The sequence below is a fragment of the uncultured Tateyamaria sp. genome, from assembly GCF_947503045.1.
Lineage (GTDB): Bacteria > Pseudomonadota > Alphaproteobacteria > Rhodobacterales > Rhodobacteraceae > Tateyamaria.
Genome location: NZ_CANNCF010000002.1, coordinates 527,501 through 543,183 on the forward strand (window position 1 = coordinate 527,501; position 15,683 = coordinate 543,183).

Consider the following 15,683-nt stretch of genomic DNA (forward strand, 5'->3'; position numbering starts at 1 on the left):
CTTCAGGTTTTCATAAGAAAACAAGAAACCGTCCAAACAGTGAAGCTGACACTAGATTATCGGGTTGCCCCTACTAGCGCGATATGAAGAGGTTGATCCATCGAAATGAACCAAACCGCCCACATATCTCTTCAGTTATTATCAATTTCAAAGAGCGTAGAGACAAAAGTGACTGGATGCGCCCTAACTTCTTTGGCGCGCCCCGCCTCGATTACCTCTGATTTTATTCTTGCGTCTCGTCTCGGTCTGTTGCGTTTCCGCTCCGTCCCGCCCGTCTGGCGCCCCGTTGGTGCATCTCTGCGCCGCCGGTGAGGGGGGTTCTACGGTTAGTGCGGGATACCCGCAAGTGCTTTTTTGCAGAAACCTCATCTTTTTTCAAAAATGACCATTTTCCGTGCAAAAACATAGTTTTAGGCAAGGATATTTCGCGAACCCTAGGTCAAATCGGCAGAAAATTACCCGCACCAACATCCCTCTCGGGGCGCCGTACCGCTAGATATAGGGTTATCCCCAGACCTATCCCCAAGAGTCGGCAGACTCACCAGTGAATCGCGGATGAATCACCCTCGATTCCGGGCACCGATTCCGATTCACCCCCCGACTGGCCCCCCAAAACGCAAAACGGCGGCCCCAAAGGGACCACCGTTCGCGATTCTCATGCGATGTACTCGCAGATCAGCCCTGGCGGCGACGCATCCACGCCAATCCGCCCAGACCCGCCAGCAACAGCGGCAAACCCGCAGGCAGCGGCACAGCCGGAGGCTGCTGAACAGTCGTAAAGTCCAGCCCCGTCAAATGGCTCTGCGTGGCCACTCCACTGTTGGTGGTGGTAAAGGTATAGACCTGCCCCGCCATCAGGGACAAAGGACCGCCAACAAAGCTATCCGCCACAGGCGTTCCAGAGGCAAGGAAGGCCGCAGTGCTGAAAGCATTGCCTGTCGATGACACGCCGGCCCCCGCCACATCAAAGATTGCGCCCGTATTGAACTGCTGGGCAAAACCGACAAAGGCGTTCAGCGTCACATCCGCCGAGGCCGACAGCGTAAAAGTGGCCGTGTTGCCGCCCCCACCCCCGAAAGACAGCGCATGGGGTCCGCCGCCAAACATGCCATTGCCCCAGGTTCCGACATTGCGGAACTGGCCGCTCACGGATTTGGCCGAAAAGGTAAAGGCAACGCCATCCACGGTCTCGACGAATTCTTCGATGGGCCCAAGCGGTCCCTGCACGAAATCGACGTAGTCGACGCTGGTGAATGTGTTGTCCGTTAGGTCCACGACTGCGGCGGACGCACTGCTTGCTGCAATCAGAACAGCACCGATTAATGGAATGAAACTCTTCATAATATGTCCCGTCAAAATGTTTAACGGGTTGGCGTTTACTTTGATGATGCGAAAAAATCAACAAAAACAGGATGTCGGAACATCCAGCAGATGCCGAATGCACCTCAGCCCCGCGCAGGCTGCCTAATGTCGCGCTGCAGGCGCAATGCGGTCAATCCGACCAGCACCGCCAGATAGATCAGCGGCTCGATCTCCCACACTCTTTGCACCATCACAAAATGCACAGCCCCAAGGATCGCTGCGGGATAGGCCAGTAGATGCAGCTTGCGCCACGCCTGCCCCAGCGCCCGGACAGACCGGTTGTTCGAGGTTACGGCCAGCGGGATCAGCAGCACGAAACCCATCATGCCCACGGTGATATAGGGACGCTTCCAGATATCACCCCACATCTGCGCCCACAGCAGGCTCATATCCAGCACGACCCAGATCAGCAGATGCAGAACCACATAGGTAAAGGCCAACAGGCCAAAGGCGCGGCGGAACTTGATCAGGTTGATCCCGAAAAACCTGCGCAACGGCGAGATGCACAAGCCGATGATCAGCAACTGCAATGCGATCTCACCCAGCTCATGTTCCAGCGCACTGATCGGCTCGCGGCCAAGGCCGCCGGTCTGCGCCATATATAGAAGGACAGGCACCGGAATGAGGTACGCAATATATATAGCCCACGTGGGGACCTTGCGGGCCACCCTGTTCACGCCATCGACAAAGGTCATGCGCAGCAGGCCTCGCCATCCTGAATTGGCGGGCACGGCACCGTCCCGTAAGAACAGTAGACACAGCAATCCCCGGCCTGCGGTTTCAGGACGACCCGGCAGCCTTCGCATTCGTAAAACCACTGACAGGCATCGGTCGGCATCACCTCGGCCTTGCTGTGGCCGCATTGCGGACAGGTCAGGGTGGAGTGCAGCTCAGCCATTGCTTCGCACCTTTCGGATCAGCGCTGTGATCAATACTAGCACAAACAGACCCAGCAAGGGCAGCAGCACCAGATCAAGATAGGCAATCACGCCCGCCAGACCAATTGCGCTCAGCACGATCACCAGCAGCGGCGTGAAACAGCACAGCGCCGTGACAACCGTTCCGATGGCGCCGATGCGCAAGAGCTTGCGGTTGTCCATCAGAAGTTCGCGCGCAGGTCCAGGCCTTCGTACAGGCTGGCCACCTCATCGGCGTATCCGTTGAACATCAGCGTGTCCTGACGTTTGGAAAACAACCCGCCGCCGATGACCCGTTCGGTCGCCTGGCTCCAGCGCGGGTGATCCACTTCGGGGTTCACATTACTATAGAACCCATACTCCTGCGGTTGCAGTTGCTCCCATGTGCCAATGGGGCGTTCGTCGGTCAGGGTGATGCGGACAATGGATTTGATGGATTTGAACCCGTATTTCCAAGGCACCACCAGCCGCAGCGGCGCACCGTTCTGGTTCGGGATCGTTTTGCCAAAGATCCCCGTGGCCATGATGGTCAGCGGGTGCATAGCCTCATCCACGCGCAGACCCTCGATATAGGGCCAGTCGATCCAGGCCGATTTCTGGCCCGGCATCTCCGAGGGGCGATAGAGGGTTTCAAAGCGGACATATTTGGCCTCGGGCTTCACCCCCGCCATCGCCAGCAGATCGGCCAGTTCGAACCCGTTCCAGGGCACAACCATCGACCACGCCTCGACGCAGCGCAGACGATAGATGCGCTCCTCGATTGTCATCTCGGCCATGATGTCCTTGAAATCGAACTCTCCGGGGCGCTCGACCATCCCGTCGATGGTGACCGTCCACGGATCGGTTGTCATCGCATCGGCATAGGCCGACGGATGGGCCTTTCCGGTCCCGAATTCGTAAAAGTTGTTGTACTGGGTGACGTCATCCCAAGCGCTTGGCACCAACTCCGCCTGTTGCGCACGCGCAGCACCAGCCGCTGCGACCACACCCAGACCCAGCGCCCCGCCCATCAACTGACGGCGGTTCATATAGGCAGCATAGGGCGTCGCATCTGCACGGGTCAGATCGTTCTTCCAGCGGTAGGCCATTCACAGTTCTCCAGCTATTGCGTGGTTGCGTGTCACATAGATCATCAGGTCAAGCGAGCAAATGTAGCCCTCCTCACACGGATGTCAGAGCGCTGTAACCTGCACCACTCTGCCCCATCAGCAAGAATTCGCAATTTGACATTGTTGTGAGTGGAAAAGATTTTGCCGCCCGGCTTAGGCACCGCCACCCCCATTTCAAGGTCATGTGGGAAAAATTTCCACGTGATCTGAACGATGCTGGCGCGCGTTTCCCTTACGATGCCGCAAGACGGTAATCGCCACAGCAACCCAGGAGAAACACACATGATCCGCACAACACTTCTCGCCACCGCCGCCGCCTTCACCCTTGGCACAGCCGCACTCGCCGACGGGCATTCCAAGGACATCGTGGACACCGCCGTCGACGCCGGCTCCTTCACCACACTGGTCGCCGCCGTGCAGGCCGCAGGCCTTGTGGACACGCTAAAAGGCGACGGCCCCTTCACCGTCTTCGCCCCCACGGACGAGGCCTTTGCCGCCCTGCCCGAAGGGACCGTGGAAACCCTGCTGAAGCCTGAGAACAAGGACCAGCTCGTGGCCATCCTGACCTACCACGTCGTGCCGGGCAAAGTGATGTCGACCGACCTCTCCGACGATATGGAGGCCGCAACGGTCCAAGGCGACAGCGTCACCATCGATCTCGACAACGGCGTCATGGTCGAAGAGGCGACAGTAACAACAGCCGACATCGAAACCTCCAACGGCGTGATCCACGTGATCGACACCGTGATCATCCCCGGCGACTGATCACACACCCAAAACACCGGGCCCGGCGGCAACGCCGGGCACCCAAACCGCACGCCCCCACACACCAACACGCAACACCCCACCGCCCGGCGGCATACTGCGCCCAAACGCAGCAACGCCACCGAGACCCCCCATGACCGACCCCCTCCACGCCATCCCGCTCAGCGAAATCGACGAACACGCCCTCCCGCGCGACCGGGGCAGCATCGACCCCGAAGCACAGGACGAGCTTGAAATCTCCATCCTCACCACCGGCCTGCGCCAACCGATCGAGGTCTGGGAACTGAGCACACCGGACGAGACGCACAAATACGGGCTCATCTCCGGCTACCGACGGCTTTCGGCCGCCAAGGCGCTGAAACACGACACCATCCCCGCCTTCGTGCGCACGCCGCGCGACATCTCCGACGCGCTGGCCACCATGGTCAGCGAAAACGAAATCCGCGCGCAAATCAGCCCGTGGGAGAAAGGCGGGCTGATCATCGACTGCCTCGCCTCCGAACTCTTCGACACCGAAGACGGGGCGATCAACGCCCTCTTCGGCACCCTCTCACGCCAGAAAAAGGCGCGCCTGCGCAGCATCACCACGGTGGTGCAGGTTTTTGACGGCGCGCTCACCTCCCCCGAACTGCTCTCCATCGCACGGATCGAACGTCTGGCCGCCGCACTCAGGGCAGGATGGGAAGGCCTGCTGCTCGACGCCCTGCGCACATCGCCCAGCGACACGCTCGAAGGGCAATGGGCCGCACTCGAACCGGCCATCGACGAAGCACTGAACCCACGGCACAACGAATCCGCCCCCGGCACCCGCCGCGCGCCCAAACGGTCGATCAAGTACAAAAACGCCCTGCAAATCCGGCGCGAACTCACCCGATCCGGCTGGATCCTGCGGTTCTCGGGTCCCGAGGCCAAAACCCCCGGGCTCATGGACGACGTCATGGACCACATCGAACGCCTCTTCGCCGAAGAACGCTAAGGCCCCACCAAGTCTTCCCGCAAGGCGCGCGATCTCCCGCACCACCCCACCAAACCCCGCACCGTAGGATGGGCAATCTGCCCATCACCCCTCACCAAAAAACCCAAACGCCAAGCCGTGCATCACCAGACCGCACACCAGCGCGTGATGTGTGATCTCGCGCACCGCAACATCCACCTCCGCGTCGGGCGGGGTTCACTCCACCAAAGACCATACAGAACCAAACCCCATTCCATGGGGTGGGCAATCTGCCCACCACAGCCGCCTACCAACCATGCCCACCCAAAGCCGTGCATCGCCAGACCGCGGGATGCGATCCACCGCCCCGCCCCACACTTTATGGCAGCCAAACACATCCCCGCTCTCCGGTAAGCGCACACGACAGCCAAATCGCCAGCCGGGGGGCGGTCTTGCGCCGGTCGCCAGAAAAGCGCCATTGGTCCGAGCGACAATGGCGACGCGGCTGCGCCCTGAATCCGTGCGGGAACAAAGCAGCACGACAAAACGCCAAACCACGCATCACCCCGCAGGCTGCGTGATCTCAAGCCCCACCCCATCCCCCTCCCGTAGGGCGGGGTTCCACCCCGCCGCGCCGGACGGCAATCAGGGAAAAGCGCACCAAATTTGCGCACGAAGCGTTGCGCCAAGTTTTGCTTGGCTCGATGTTGCATTGATCATGGTTTGTGCGCTGTGGGTCGCCAATCGGTCAAACGGGATGTCCGCGGGCAGCCAGAAGGTGACATCGATCTGAAGTCGTCTGTTGACCGGGTTGCGGACTTTGCTGCCGTTAGCTGCGCCCCAGCAAAGACATAAATTCGATCCATTCAAATGCCAACGCATGGTAACCGTCGCGGATTTCGCCGAAATCGAGAAAGCTAGGCCGCGAGCACAAAATGCGTTTAAACGGAAGTCAAAACATGCGTCAAATAGTGTTTATGAAGCATTTGTCAGTTTTCGAGACGACTACAGAAGATGTTGAAAGCGAAATTTACGACGACAAAATGGAGCGCCTTTTCAACGAACTCAAAACCGTTTTCGGCAAATACGATATCAAGCTATCCCATTATGAAGCAGCGTTATTTCCTATGGATAAGCTGTCTATGTGTCGCTGTGAGGAATGCAGCCAGTTGATGATTAACAGAGATGTAAATCCAACAAAGTTCGGCGGCAGCGATCATTTTGAGGACAGTGATAGCCTTTGTTTGGACGGTGGAACTCACGATGGCAGAGAGCTTTGTGAAGAATGCCTTCCGATAAACCATCGCTGGGGGCATTTCTCTTAAGAATATAGCCCGATGCAGAGCACTTGAGAACAGAATTACTAAGGAGGTTTGGGCTCTTTGCTGACTTTAGCTGCATAACTTCGCAAAGTCCGCTTCCTACGCAAAACTGATGTCTGGGTCGAAAGCAAAGCGCTAAGCCCTTTGTATGTCATCGAGAACAAAACCCCCGCCAAACAGCACCCCTTTCCAACCCCCAAACCTTAACAAACCCTAAAACCACCTCTGTAACTCATTGAAGTCTATGGGGCGGGTGGGTGTCCCTGCGTGGGACACCCTCAATACGCCCACATCCGGGGCCCATCCGATCAGTGGATCACCGCGTCGTCCGGGCGGGGGCGGTTCGTGCCCGACACCCGGTCCCCGATGATCAGACCCTCGGACCCGGCGGTGACCTCCACGGTCTCCCCGTCCTTCACATCCCCGGCCAGCAGCATCTCTGCCAGCGGGTTTTGCAGGGCCGTCTGGATCACCCGTTTCAGGGGGCGCGCCCCGAACACCGGGTCGTACCCTTCCTCGGCCAGCCACTTCTTTGCCCCTTCATCCAGCGACAGCGTGATCTTGCGCGCCGCCAGCCGTTTGAGCAGCCGCTGCATCTGGATCGTCACGATCCCGTGCATATCCTCGCGCGCCAGCCGGTCAAAGATGATGGTCTCGTCCAGACGGTTCAGGAACTCCGGCCGGAAATGGCTGCGCACCGCGTCCATCACGTCCCGCCGCGCCTGGCTCGGGTCCGCCCCGTCCGGCAGTTGGCTCAGCGCCTGCGCCCCGAGGTTGGAGGTCAGGATGATCAGCGTCTGCTTGAAGTCCACGGTCCGCCCCTGCCCATCTGTCAAGATGCCGTCATCCAGCACCTGCAACAGGACGTTGAACACGTCCGGGTGCGCCTTTTCGACCTCGTCAAACAGTACGACCTGGTAGGGCCTGCGCCGCACCGCCTCGGTCAGGACACCGCCCTCGTCATAGCCGACATAGCCCGGAGGCGCGCCGATCAGTCGCGCGACCGCGTGCTTCTCCATGAACTCGGACATGTCGATGCGCACCATCGCGCTGTCATCGTCAAACAAATACTCGGCCACGGCCTTGGTCAGCTCTGTCTTGCCCACGCCGGTGGGCCCAAGAAACAGGAATGAACCCAAGGGGCGGTTCTCGTCGTTCAATCCCGCCCGCGCCCGGCGCACCGCATTTGCGACCGCACGCACGGCACTGTCCTGCCCGATGACGCGGGTGTGCAACTGCTCTTCCATCCGCAGCAGCTTGTCCCGCTCGCCTTCGAGCATCTTGGAGGTCGGAATGCCCGTCCACCGTTCGACCACGCTTGCGATCTGCTCGGGGCGCACGGCCTCAGACACCATCACGTCGGAGTCGGCCCCTTCGGCCTCTTCCAGCTTGCGCTCCAGCTCGGGGATCACGCCATAGGACAGCTCACCCGCCTTGGCCAGGTTGCCTTCGCGCTTGGCGATATCAAGCGTCGCGCGGGCGTGATCAAGCTGTTCCTTGAGGTCGCGGGCCGAGGCCAGCTTGTCCCGTTCCCCCTGCCACTGCGCCGTCATCTCGGAACTGCGTTCCTGCAGATCGGCAAGGTCTTTTTCCAGCGTCTCAAGCCGGTCCTTGGAGGCCTGATCGTCCTCAAGGCGCAGCGCCTCAACCTCGATCTGCATCTGCAGGATCTGACGGTCGAGCGCGTCCAGCTCTTCGGGTTTGGAGTCGACCTCCATCCGCAAACGGCTGGCGGCCTCATCCATCAGGTCGATGGCCTTGTCGGGCAGGAACCGGTCGGTGATGTAGCGGTGCGACAGGATCGCCGCCGTCACCAGCGCGCTGTCCGAAATCCGCACGCCGTGGTGCAATTCGTACTTTTCCTTGATACCGCGCAGGATGCTGATCGTATCCTCGACCGTGGGTTCCTCGACCAGAACGGGCTGGAAACGACGGGCAAGGGCCGCGTCTTTTTCCACGTATTTGCGGTATTCGTTGAGGGTTGTCGCGCCCACACAGTGCAACTCGCCCCGCGCAAGGGCGGGTTTGATCAGGTTGGCGGCATCCATTGCGCCTTCGGAGGCACCGGCACCCACCAGCGTGTGCATTTCGTCGATGAACAGGATGATTTCGCCCGCAGCTTCTGTGACCTCAGTCAGAACAGCCTTCAGCCGCTCCTCGAACTCACCCCGGTATTTTGCACCGGCGATCAGTGCACCCATATCCAGCGCCAAAAGACGCTTGTTGCGCAAGCTCTCGGGCACGTCTCCGTTCACGATGCGCAGGGCCAAGCCTTCGGCAATGGCGGTTTTACCCACGCCGGGCTCACCGATCAGAACCGGGTTGTTCTTGGTCCTACGGGAAAGCACCTGCATGGCGCGGCGGATTTCCTCATCGCGGCCAATGATCGGGTCGATCTTGCCCGCCTCGGCGCGTTCGGTCAGGTCCATCGCGTATTTCTTCAACGCCTCATAACCATCCTCGGCGCTTGCCGTATCGGCAGTGCGGCCCTTGCGGATGTCATTGATGGCGGAGTTCAGATCCTGAGGCGAAACCTTGCCCGCCTCCAGCGCTTCGCGCGCGCCGGATTTGACCATCCCAAGCGCCATCAGCACCCGTTCGACGGGCACAAAGCTGTCGCCAGCCTTTTTCGCCAGCGCCTCGGCCTCGGCCAGCACCTTGCCGGTGGCCTGATCGAGGTACACTTGCGCGGCATCGCCGCTCACTTTGGGCTGTTTGGCCAGCAACTGATCCACATGGGTCAGCACGCGGCCCGGATCGCCGCCCGCGCGGGTGATCAGGTTGGCGGCCAAGCCCTGATCGTCGTCCATCAGGGCCTTCAACAGATGTTCGGGGGTCAGTCTTTGGTGGCTATCGCGTGTCGCGATCGTTTGCGCGGCCTGCACGAACCCGCGCGACCGCTCCGTGAACTTGCTCAAGTCCATGGTCTCTCTCCTCTTACACAGCGCCCGTATGTCCTGCGCCCTCAAAGAGGCACGCCGAGGTATGGGCCTACAAGCGTAAAGATGGGGTCAGTGCAGGCCTGTCGCAAGACCTGAGCGCAGGCTTATCGCGACGCTACCACCATCCTGCGCGGGCCGCTGGTTCAGTACCGGGACGTCGGGTCTCTCTGGCGCTGCCAAAAGTTTTTCCTCATCAAATCAACCTGTTGTGGCGGATTTTCGCCGATTCCCGGAAGGCGGCGTATGGCGCGCAGGTTGATCGGACGCACTCAGAAAACAAAGAATTTTCAATAATTTACGAGCAACCGACCGCCAATACAGGCACACACCCACAGTTTCGTGACTCTTCGTCAAGTGTCCCATCTCTTTAAAACCAGACGGAAGCGTCCACATAGTTATCCACAAGAGTAGTACAAAAAACAGGTGTCAAAATGCAGACCGTTCCTTTGCAACTCAGTGACGTGATTTACAACGCAGCCAACCAGACCTTTGAGGCGCTGGTGTCGGTACATGATGGGTCCAACGCGCGGCGCTATGCCTGCGCCATCGACGCACCCATCGATATGGAATTTGAGGACGCCGCGCGCGGCCTGTCCACCCAGGCGCTGCGCCGCCACAAGCGCGGACAGTCGGATTCGGTGATCGAAGCAACGGCCGTTCCAACACGCGCCGCCCGCAAGGGTCAGGTGCACAAGATGGTGCGCCAACCGGCACGTCCGCCCCACGCGCGCGCCGCCTGAGGCAGCCGATTTCTGGCACGCAAGTCGCAAACGCCGCGATCTCCCTCGGTCAGGCGCGCCCAAGTGTCAGAGCATTCCAGATGCAGGCCAACGCCTGCGACCACCTGGAAGTTGACGCCCGAACGCTGTCCCCCCGCGTTCGGGCGTTTTTCGTCAATGGATTTCACGCCGCACCTGCCGTATGACCTCTCAAAACCAGCGCGAGGGGCAGCAAAATGGCAGATGACAGATTGATCGTGGCGATGGACGTGCCCAACGCGGTTGCAGGGCTGGAACTGGCCGCAGCGCTGGGGGACAGCGTCAACTTTTACAAGATCGGTCTGGGCATGCTGACCGGCGGCGGCCTCGCCCTTGCCAACGAGCTGAAACAGGAACACGGCAAGCGCATTTTTCTGGATATGAAGTTGTTCGACATCGGCGCCACGGTCGAGGCGGCGGTGCGCGGTCTGGCGCAGTTCGATCTCGACTTTCTGACGGTGCACGGCGACCCATACGTGGTGCGCGCAGCCAAGGAAGGGGCCGCGGGGTCATCCCTCAAGATACTGGCCGTCACCATCCTGACCTCGCTTGATCGCGCTGACCTTGATGACGCGATGATCAAGGCGGGTGAGGTGGGCGATCTGGTGCCCGAACGGGCGGGGCGCGCGTTTGAGGCCGGGGCCGACGGCGTCATCGCCTCTCCGCACGAGGCACCCGCCATCCGCGCCCTGCCTGAGTCGCTGGATCGGCTGATTGTGACCCCCGGCGTGCGCCCCGCAGGGGCCGACAAGGGGGACCAGAAACGCATCGCAACCCCCGCAAATGCCATTGCAAACGGGGTTGACCACATTGTTGTGGGCCGTCCGATCTGGCGTGCACCTGACCCGAAACAGGCCGCAAACAGCATCCTGACCGAGATGCGCAGCCCACAAGCCCACAGCCCAAATCGCTGACAAGACACAAGAATTTGGGTGTGTCCTATGACATATCCACAGGATTCCGAGCGCTACTTTTTTAATCAACAGATTGTGCCTTGAGGGCAACAGGACACTCTATATCGCAGGGTATGGATTTCATGACTGTGCCAACTCGCCTTCAGGTGGTAAGTTGACGCTAGGTGATACTCCCCGACGAACCGTTTCTTCCTGAGGTTCGTCACCTCCCCCCGCTCACGTGCGGGGGGTTCTTTTGGGGGACAGGCGTCATCCGCTCCGATCAATGTGGCCCGAAACGACACCCGCCAGGTAATCGCCCAGTCGCGGCTTGAACTGCGGCACGACCCGGTCATGGGCCATGAACGCGGCAATCGACATCAGCGCCCAGCCTTGCCCCTCATCGCCCAGCACGATCTGCGCCTCGGTATCGGCAGGCAGGTGTGCTGCAAAGAACCAGGAAATGTCACCGCTGGAGGTGCCATAGTCGCGCCCCCACGTGATCAATTCGGGCGCGATCACAAGGCTCAGCTCTTCGTGGGTTTCGCGTAGCACGCAATTCAGCGGCGTCTCACCCGGCTCGATCCCGCCACCGGGCAGATCCCAATAGCCTGCCCACATCAATCCGGGGCGATCGTCGCGCTGCAGCGTGGCGAGGTCTTCGCCAACAAACAGCGCCAGTTTTGCCCCGATCACCCTTCCTGCCATGTTCAAACCCCGCGCCAGTCGCTATGCTGATCAGCACTAGCCACAAAGCCCGATCATGCCCAGCCTCTGCCGCGAATGTCTGACCGATTTTGACGCCGCCACGCGCTGTCCCGCCTGTGGCAGCCCGCGCATCGTGGCCCATCCCGAACTGTTTGATTTGACCATCGCGCATATGGACTGCGACGCGTTTTACGCCTCGGTGGAAAAGCGGGATGACCCCAGCCTCGAAGGCAAGCCGGTGATCATCGGCGGCGGGCGGCGCGGCGTGGTGTCCACCGCCTGTTACGTGGCGCGCATCCGTGGCGTGCGCTCGGCCATGCCGATGTTCCAGGCGCTCAAGCTTTGCCCCGAGGCGGTGATCATCAAGCCGCGGATGGAGGCCTATGTCGACGCCTCGCGCGCCATCCGCACCATGATGGAGGAACTGACCCCCGCCATCGAGCCCTTGTCGCTGGACGAGGCATTTCTGGACCTCTCGGGCACCGCCCTCCTGCATGGTGCACCCCCTGCGGTGATGCTGGCGCGGCTCGTGCGACGGATGCGGGATGAATTGGGGCTGACCGGCTCCATCGGTCTCGCCCACAACAAATTCCTCGCCAAAGTCGCCTCGGACCTCGAAAAACCGCACGGCTTTTCGGTGATTGGCAAGGGCGACACCGACGCCTTTCTGCGGGACAAACCAGTGCGCCTGATCTGGGGGATTGGACCTGCGGCACAGGCCTCACTGGAAAAGGCGGGTATTCGCACCTTTTCCGATCTGCTCCGGTGGGAGCAGACCGACCTCATCGCGCGGTTCGGATCGATGGGCGACCGGCTCTGGCATCTGGCGCGCGGGCAGGACAAACGGCGCGTGTCGCGCGACGCACCAATGAAATCGATCAGCAACGAAACCACTTTCAACGACGACACCAGCGACCCCGACATTCTGGACGGGCACCTGTGGCGGATGGCCGAAAAGGTGTCCGACCGGGCCAAGGCCAAGGGGCTCGCGGGCCGCGTGGTGACGCTGAAACTCAAGCGCCACGATCATTCTTCGCTGACCCGCCGCGTGTCTTTGCGCGATCCCTCGCAATTGGCCGACACGGTCTATCGCATCGCACGCGGCCTGTTTGATCAGGTGGGGGATGAGGGGCCCTACCGTCTGCTCGGCTGCGGGCTCAGCGATCTGTGCAGCGCGGACGAGGCCGAAGTATCGGGCGACCTGCTCGACCCGGATGCGCGCAAGCGCGGGCAGGCGGAACGGGCCGCGGACGCGATCCGCGACCGGTTCGGGCACAATGCAATCCTGAAAGGGCGGGCGCTGCGTTAGCCTATTCAGCCGCCAATGGCACCCGCATCTGGCCAATCTCGGCAATTTCGGCAATCACCGCACTCAGACGCTCCTGCACCGCGTCAAAGTCCCTGGCGGGCTTGATCAGACGCTCGTCCATGTAAAGCGAGCGGTCGATCTCGACCTGAATGGCGTGCTGGTTGCGGGACGGTCGGCCATAGGCCTGCGTGATATAGGCCCCCGCAAAGGGCGCGTTGCGGGCCACAGTGAACCCGGCGGAGGCGAAGGCGGCTTCGACATGATCCATGATCACGCTACCTGCAGCGGCGCCAAAGCGATCCCCCAAAACCACATCCGGACGGGCCATGCCACCACGCGCGATTCCATCCATCGCCTCGTGCGGCATTGAATGGCAATCAATCAGGATGGCCTGACCGTGATACTGATGCGCCCCATCCAGCAGCTTTTGCAGCATGTGATGGTAGGGGCGCCAATAAAGATCGATGCGCTGCTCGGCCTCTTCCATGCTCAACTTGCCGCGATAAATCGCACGCCCATTCGCCACCACGCGAGGAATCACCCCAAGGCCACTGGCAATGCGCGGATTGTGTCCCTGCCGGCGCACCCCTTCGATCAGGGCCGGATCCAATTCATCCGAACTGCGGTTGAGGTCGATATAGGCACGCGGCGCACCGGCCTTGAGCAAGGGCGCGCCCGCACGCGGGGCCGAGGCAAAAAGGCGATCCACAAACGCGTCCTCGGAAGAACGCACCGTCATCTCGTCCAGAACCGTCCGGCGCAGAAAGCTCCACGGATAGTCGCGCCCCGAATGAGGCGACGCAAACACCACGCAACTTGTACGGCGTTCCGGGTGTATGACTTCGTAGGCGACTTTCGGCATGGGCCCTCCTCTTGGCTTTCAGCATAGACCATCCCGGTCCAAAGCCAAAAGCCCTTGATCCCGGGTTCGACTCCTTTTATAGCCCCCATACCCGGCGCGGATTTCCGCGCCCACTTTTATTGTGGGCCGTAAAAATGCGCAGGGCAACGTGCGGGATTAGCTCAGCGGTAGAGCACTTCGTTGACATCGAAGGGGTCACAAGTTCGATCCTTGTATCTCGCACCACCGCATTCCGCCAACGGGCCTTTGCGCCCTGCGGCAACAGACACCGGCACCTCTCGTGCCAAAACGCAACCCGGCGCTGCTTCGCGCCATGAAACATGAGGAAGAAGCGCCATGAAGGTTCGCAACTCGCTCCGTTCGCTCAAAAACCGGCACCGTGATTGCCGCGTTGTGCGTCGCAAAGGCCGCGTATACGTCATCAACAAGACGCAGCGCCGGTTCAAAGCACGCCAGGGCTAAGCCCCAGCGACATTGACTGACACACAGGCCGCTCCTTCGGGGGCGGCCTGTTTCGTTCTGCCTAGATGCTGAACAGCGGTTTGGCGTGACGCAGATGGCGGTCCAGCAGCGGACGTAACACACGCCCCCGGTCCAGGATTCGGCGCGCCGGAACCCGTGGGCCCGCCTGCGACAACGCGAGGTCCGGCCAGATCGAGGCCAGCGGGCCATAGCAGTCCGCGCGCATCGCCTTGTCGAGCTCCGGCCCGACAAGAAACGTTTCTGCCGGGGCACCATTGGCCCACACAACCTCGTGCCCCTCGCAGGCAAAGTGGTGATATTGCACGCCTGACCGGGCCGCCTCACAGCGGCGAATGCCCGGTAACCCCTCCAATTTGGCCGCCGCGACAAGAACCTGGGGTGCATCCGCAACACGGGCGGTGATCTTCGAGGCCAGCAAGAACCGGTGTTGCGGCGACACCACAAGATCGCTGGCCGGATAACCGGGGCCAAGCGCCCCTGCCTTGATCCGGATCGGCCGCGCGCGCGGTCTGAGCGCCAGTTGATCAGCGCAGATGCGACGGGTTCCCGTCCAGCGGATCACCTGGACGCCATTGTCCATCGTGACCACCTGATCCCCGACGCGCAGCGCCTCGACCGCCACAGGTCCGCGCGGCGTCAAAATCCGCGTACCGGTCGTGAAACAGGGCACAAAGGACTGGCTGTCGCTGACCCCGGCCATCTGCTGCGAGCCGAAGGCGGAGATGCTGTTGACTGTGATGGATTCAATTGGAAAGTCATCAAAGGGGTTCGATCCAAACCCCTCACCATCGTCGATCATGACAAAGAACAGATCACCCGTCTCTGTCTGAATGATCCCACCAAGTCCGTTATAGTCGGGCTGCCCGGTGCCGGGCGGAAAGGTGACGGTCACATTCGCATTGAACAGGCTGTCATATTGCGTGGCCACCGGACCGCCCCCGATGTCAAACGTCACATCCTCGGCGTCCGGACGATCATTGGTGTTGATCAGCCCATCCTCGTTGGCGTCATCGGCGGAGATGCTGGCGATATGGTCCGAGGCGGGGTCGGCAGCGCTGTAATAGGTGCCCAGCAGCTCGGACTGGTTTTCGGCCGTCGCGTTGCCATCGACCGGATCAAGGTCGCCAACATTGCCAAGGTGGATAACGCTCAGATTGAACGTGGTCATCGCACATGCTCCGGACTGGGCCTGGCATGTGTGTCTTCATGCATCCCCGATACTGCCCCGCCACATGCGTAAGGGCGTGCCGTTAACACCTGTTGAACAAAGCCCTCACGATCCGCAAGAGAACGTGCGCAATGGGATTCAAATGCGAGAT

At 60.8% G+C, this 15,683-nt stretch carries 16 protein-coding genes and 1 tRNA gene; 8 read left to right on the plus strand and 9 right to left on the minus strand.

All coding sequences use genetic code 11. The annotated features are described in order from the left end of the window. Nucleotides 1-675 precede the first annotated feature (675 nt). The 5 genes from Q1A89_RS10950 to msrP all read right to left on the minus strand — a co-directional run bounded on the left by Q1A89_RS10950 (nt 676) and on the right by msrP (nt 3,367). Nucleotides 676-1,341, minus strand: coding sequence for a VPLPA-CTERM sorting domain-containing protein (locus Q1A89_RS10950; RefSeq protein WP_299727544.1), 666 nt, complete (start codon nt 1,339-1,341; stop codon nt 676-678). A gap of 104 nt (nt 1,342-1,445) precedes the next feature. Next, nucleotides 1,446-2,057 (minus strand): protein-methionine-sulfoxide reductase heme-binding subunit MsrQ, encoded by a 612-nt coding sequence (gene msrQ / locus Q1A89_RS10955; RefSeq protein WP_299727547.1) that lies wholly within the window; start codon nt 2,055-2,057, stop codon nt 1,446-1,448. Continuing rightward, complete coding sequence (locus tag Q1A89_RS10960) at nt 2,054-2,260, minus strand: GDCCVxC domain-containing (seleno)protein (protein ID WP_299727549.1); 207 nt, start codon at nt 2,258-2,260, stop codon at nt 2,054-2,056. The genes msrQ and Q1A89_RS10960 overlap by 4 nt, the downstream gene beginning before the upstream one ends. Then, nucleotides 2,253-2,462 carry a mercury resistance system transport protein MerF gene (gene merF / locus Q1A89_RS10965; protein ID WP_299727552.1) on the minus strand — a complete coding sequence of 70 codons (210 nt, stop codon included), beginning with the start codon at nt 2,460-2,462 and terminating at the stop codon, nt 2,253-2,255. The genes Q1A89_RS10960 and merF overlap by 8 nt, the downstream gene beginning before the upstream one ends. Next, entirely contained in the window at nt 2,462-3,367 is a 906-nt protein-coding gene (gene msrP / locus Q1A89_RS10970) for a protein-methionine-sulfoxide reductase catalytic subunit MsrP (protein WP_299727555.1), read from the minus strand. The genes merF and msrP overlap by 1 nt, the downstream gene beginning before the upstream one ends. Before the next feature lie 303 nt (nt 3,368-3,670). On the opposite strand from msrP, the gene Q1A89_RS10975 reads away from it, so the two are divergent. The 3 genes from Q1A89_RS10975 to Q1A89_RS10985 all read left to right on the plus strand — a co-directional run bounded on the left by Q1A89_RS10975 (nt 3,671) and on the right by Q1A89_RS10985 (nt 6,412). Next, the gene (locus Q1A89_RS10975; RefSeq protein WP_299727558.1) at nt 3,671-4,153 is read left to right on the plus strand and encodes a fasciclin domain-containing protein; all 483 of its coding nucleotides are present in this window, start codon (nt 3,671-3,673) and stop codon (nt 4,151-4,153) included. A gap of 133 nt (nt 4,154-4,286) precedes the next feature. After that, the gene (locus tag Q1A89_RS10980; RefSeq protein ID WP_299727561.1) at nt 4,287-5,129 is read left to right on the plus strand and encodes a ParB N-terminal domain-containing protein; all 843 of its coding nucleotides are present in this window, start codon (nt 4,287-4,289) and stop codon (nt 5,127-5,129) included. A 917-nt stretch (nt 5,130-6,046) separates the two neighbouring features. Next, on the plus strand, nt 6,047-6,412 hold the full coding sequence (locus Q1A89_RS10985; protein ID WP_299727564.1) for a hypothetical protein: 366 nt from the start codon (nt 6,047-6,049) through the stop codon (nt 6,410-6,412). A 305-nt stretch (nt 6,413-6,717) separates the two neighbouring features. Here the strand turns inward: Q1A89_RS10985 and clpB are convergent, their stop codons facing one another. Next, nucleotides 6,718-9,333, minus strand: a complete 2,616-nt coding sequence (gene clpB / locus Q1A89_RS10990; RefSeq protein ID WP_299727567.1) for an ATP-dependent chaperone ClpB — start codon at nt 9,331-9,333, stop codon at nt 6,718-6,720. 449 nt (nt 9,334-9,782) lie between these two features. On the opposite strand from clpB, the gene Q1A89_RS10995 reads away from it, so the two are divergent. Together Q1A89_RS10995 and pyrF are read left to right on the plus strand one after the other, a co-directional pair. Further along, entirely contained in the window at nt 9,783-10,091 is a 309-nt protein-coding gene (locus tag Q1A89_RS10995) for an orotidine 5-phosphate decarboxylase (RefSeq protein WP_299727570.1), read from the plus strand. 215 nt (nt 10,092-10,306) lie between these two features. Beyond that, nucleotides 10,307-11,023, plus strand: coding sequence for an orotidine-5'-phosphate decarboxylase (gene pyrF / locus Q1A89_RS11000; protein ID WP_299727573.1), 717 nt, complete (start codon nt 10,307-10,309; stop codon nt 11,021-11,023). A gap of 249 nt (nt 11,024-11,272) precedes the next feature. Here pyrF and Q1A89_RS11005 read toward each other — a convergent pair whose 3' ends face one another. Further along, nucleotides 11,273-11,710: an NUDIX hydrolase gene (locus Q1A89_RS11005; protein ID WP_299727576.1), complete on the minus strand. Its 438-nt coding sequence runs from the start codon at nt 11,708-11,710 to the stop codon at nt 11,273-11,275. A gap of 55 nt (nt 11,711-11,765) precedes the next feature. Here Q1A89_RS11005 and Q1A89_RS11010 point away from each other — a divergent pair, with 55 nt between their 5' ends. After that, on the plus strand, nt 11,766-13,019 hold the full coding sequence (locus Q1A89_RS11010) for a DNA polymerase IV (RefSeq protein WP_299727579.1): 1,254 nt from the start codon (nt 11,766-11,768) through the stop codon (nt 13,017-13,019). Between the two features lies 1 nt (nt 13,020). On the opposite strand, the gene Q1A89_RS11015 is transcribed toward Q1A89_RS11010, so the two are convergent. Beyond that, nucleotides 13,021-13,881 carry an N-formylglutamate amidohydrolase gene (locus Q1A89_RS11015; RefSeq protein WP_299727582.1) on the minus strand — a complete coding sequence of 287 codons (861 nt, stop codon included), beginning with the start codon at nt 13,879-13,881 and terminating at the stop codon, nt 13,021-13,023. A 150-nt stretch (nt 13,882-14,031) separates the two neighbouring features. On the opposite strand from Q1A89_RS11015, the gene Q1A89_RS11020 reads away from it, so the two are divergent. Both Q1A89_RS11020 and ykgO read left to right on the plus strand, forming a co-directional pair. Continuing rightward, nucleotides 14,032-14,106, plus strand: a tRNA-Val gene (locus Q1A89_RS11020). Between the two features lie 111 nt (nt 14,107-14,217). Next, a complete protein-coding gene (gene ykgO, locus Q1A89_RS11025; RefSeq protein WP_005850168.1) occupies nt 14,218-14,343 on the plus strand; it encodes a type B 50S ribosomal protein L36 in 126 nt (41 codons plus the stop codon). Nucleotides 14,344-14,404: 61 nt separating this feature from the next. Here ykgO and Q1A89_RS11030 read toward each other — a convergent pair whose 3' ends face one another. Next, nucleotides 14,405-15,532, minus strand: a complete 1,128-nt coding sequence (locus Q1A89_RS11030; protein ID WP_299727585.1) for a Hint domain-containing protein — start codon at nt 15,530-15,532, stop codon at nt 14,405-14,407. Nucleotides 15,533-15,683: the final 151 nt, after the last annotated feature.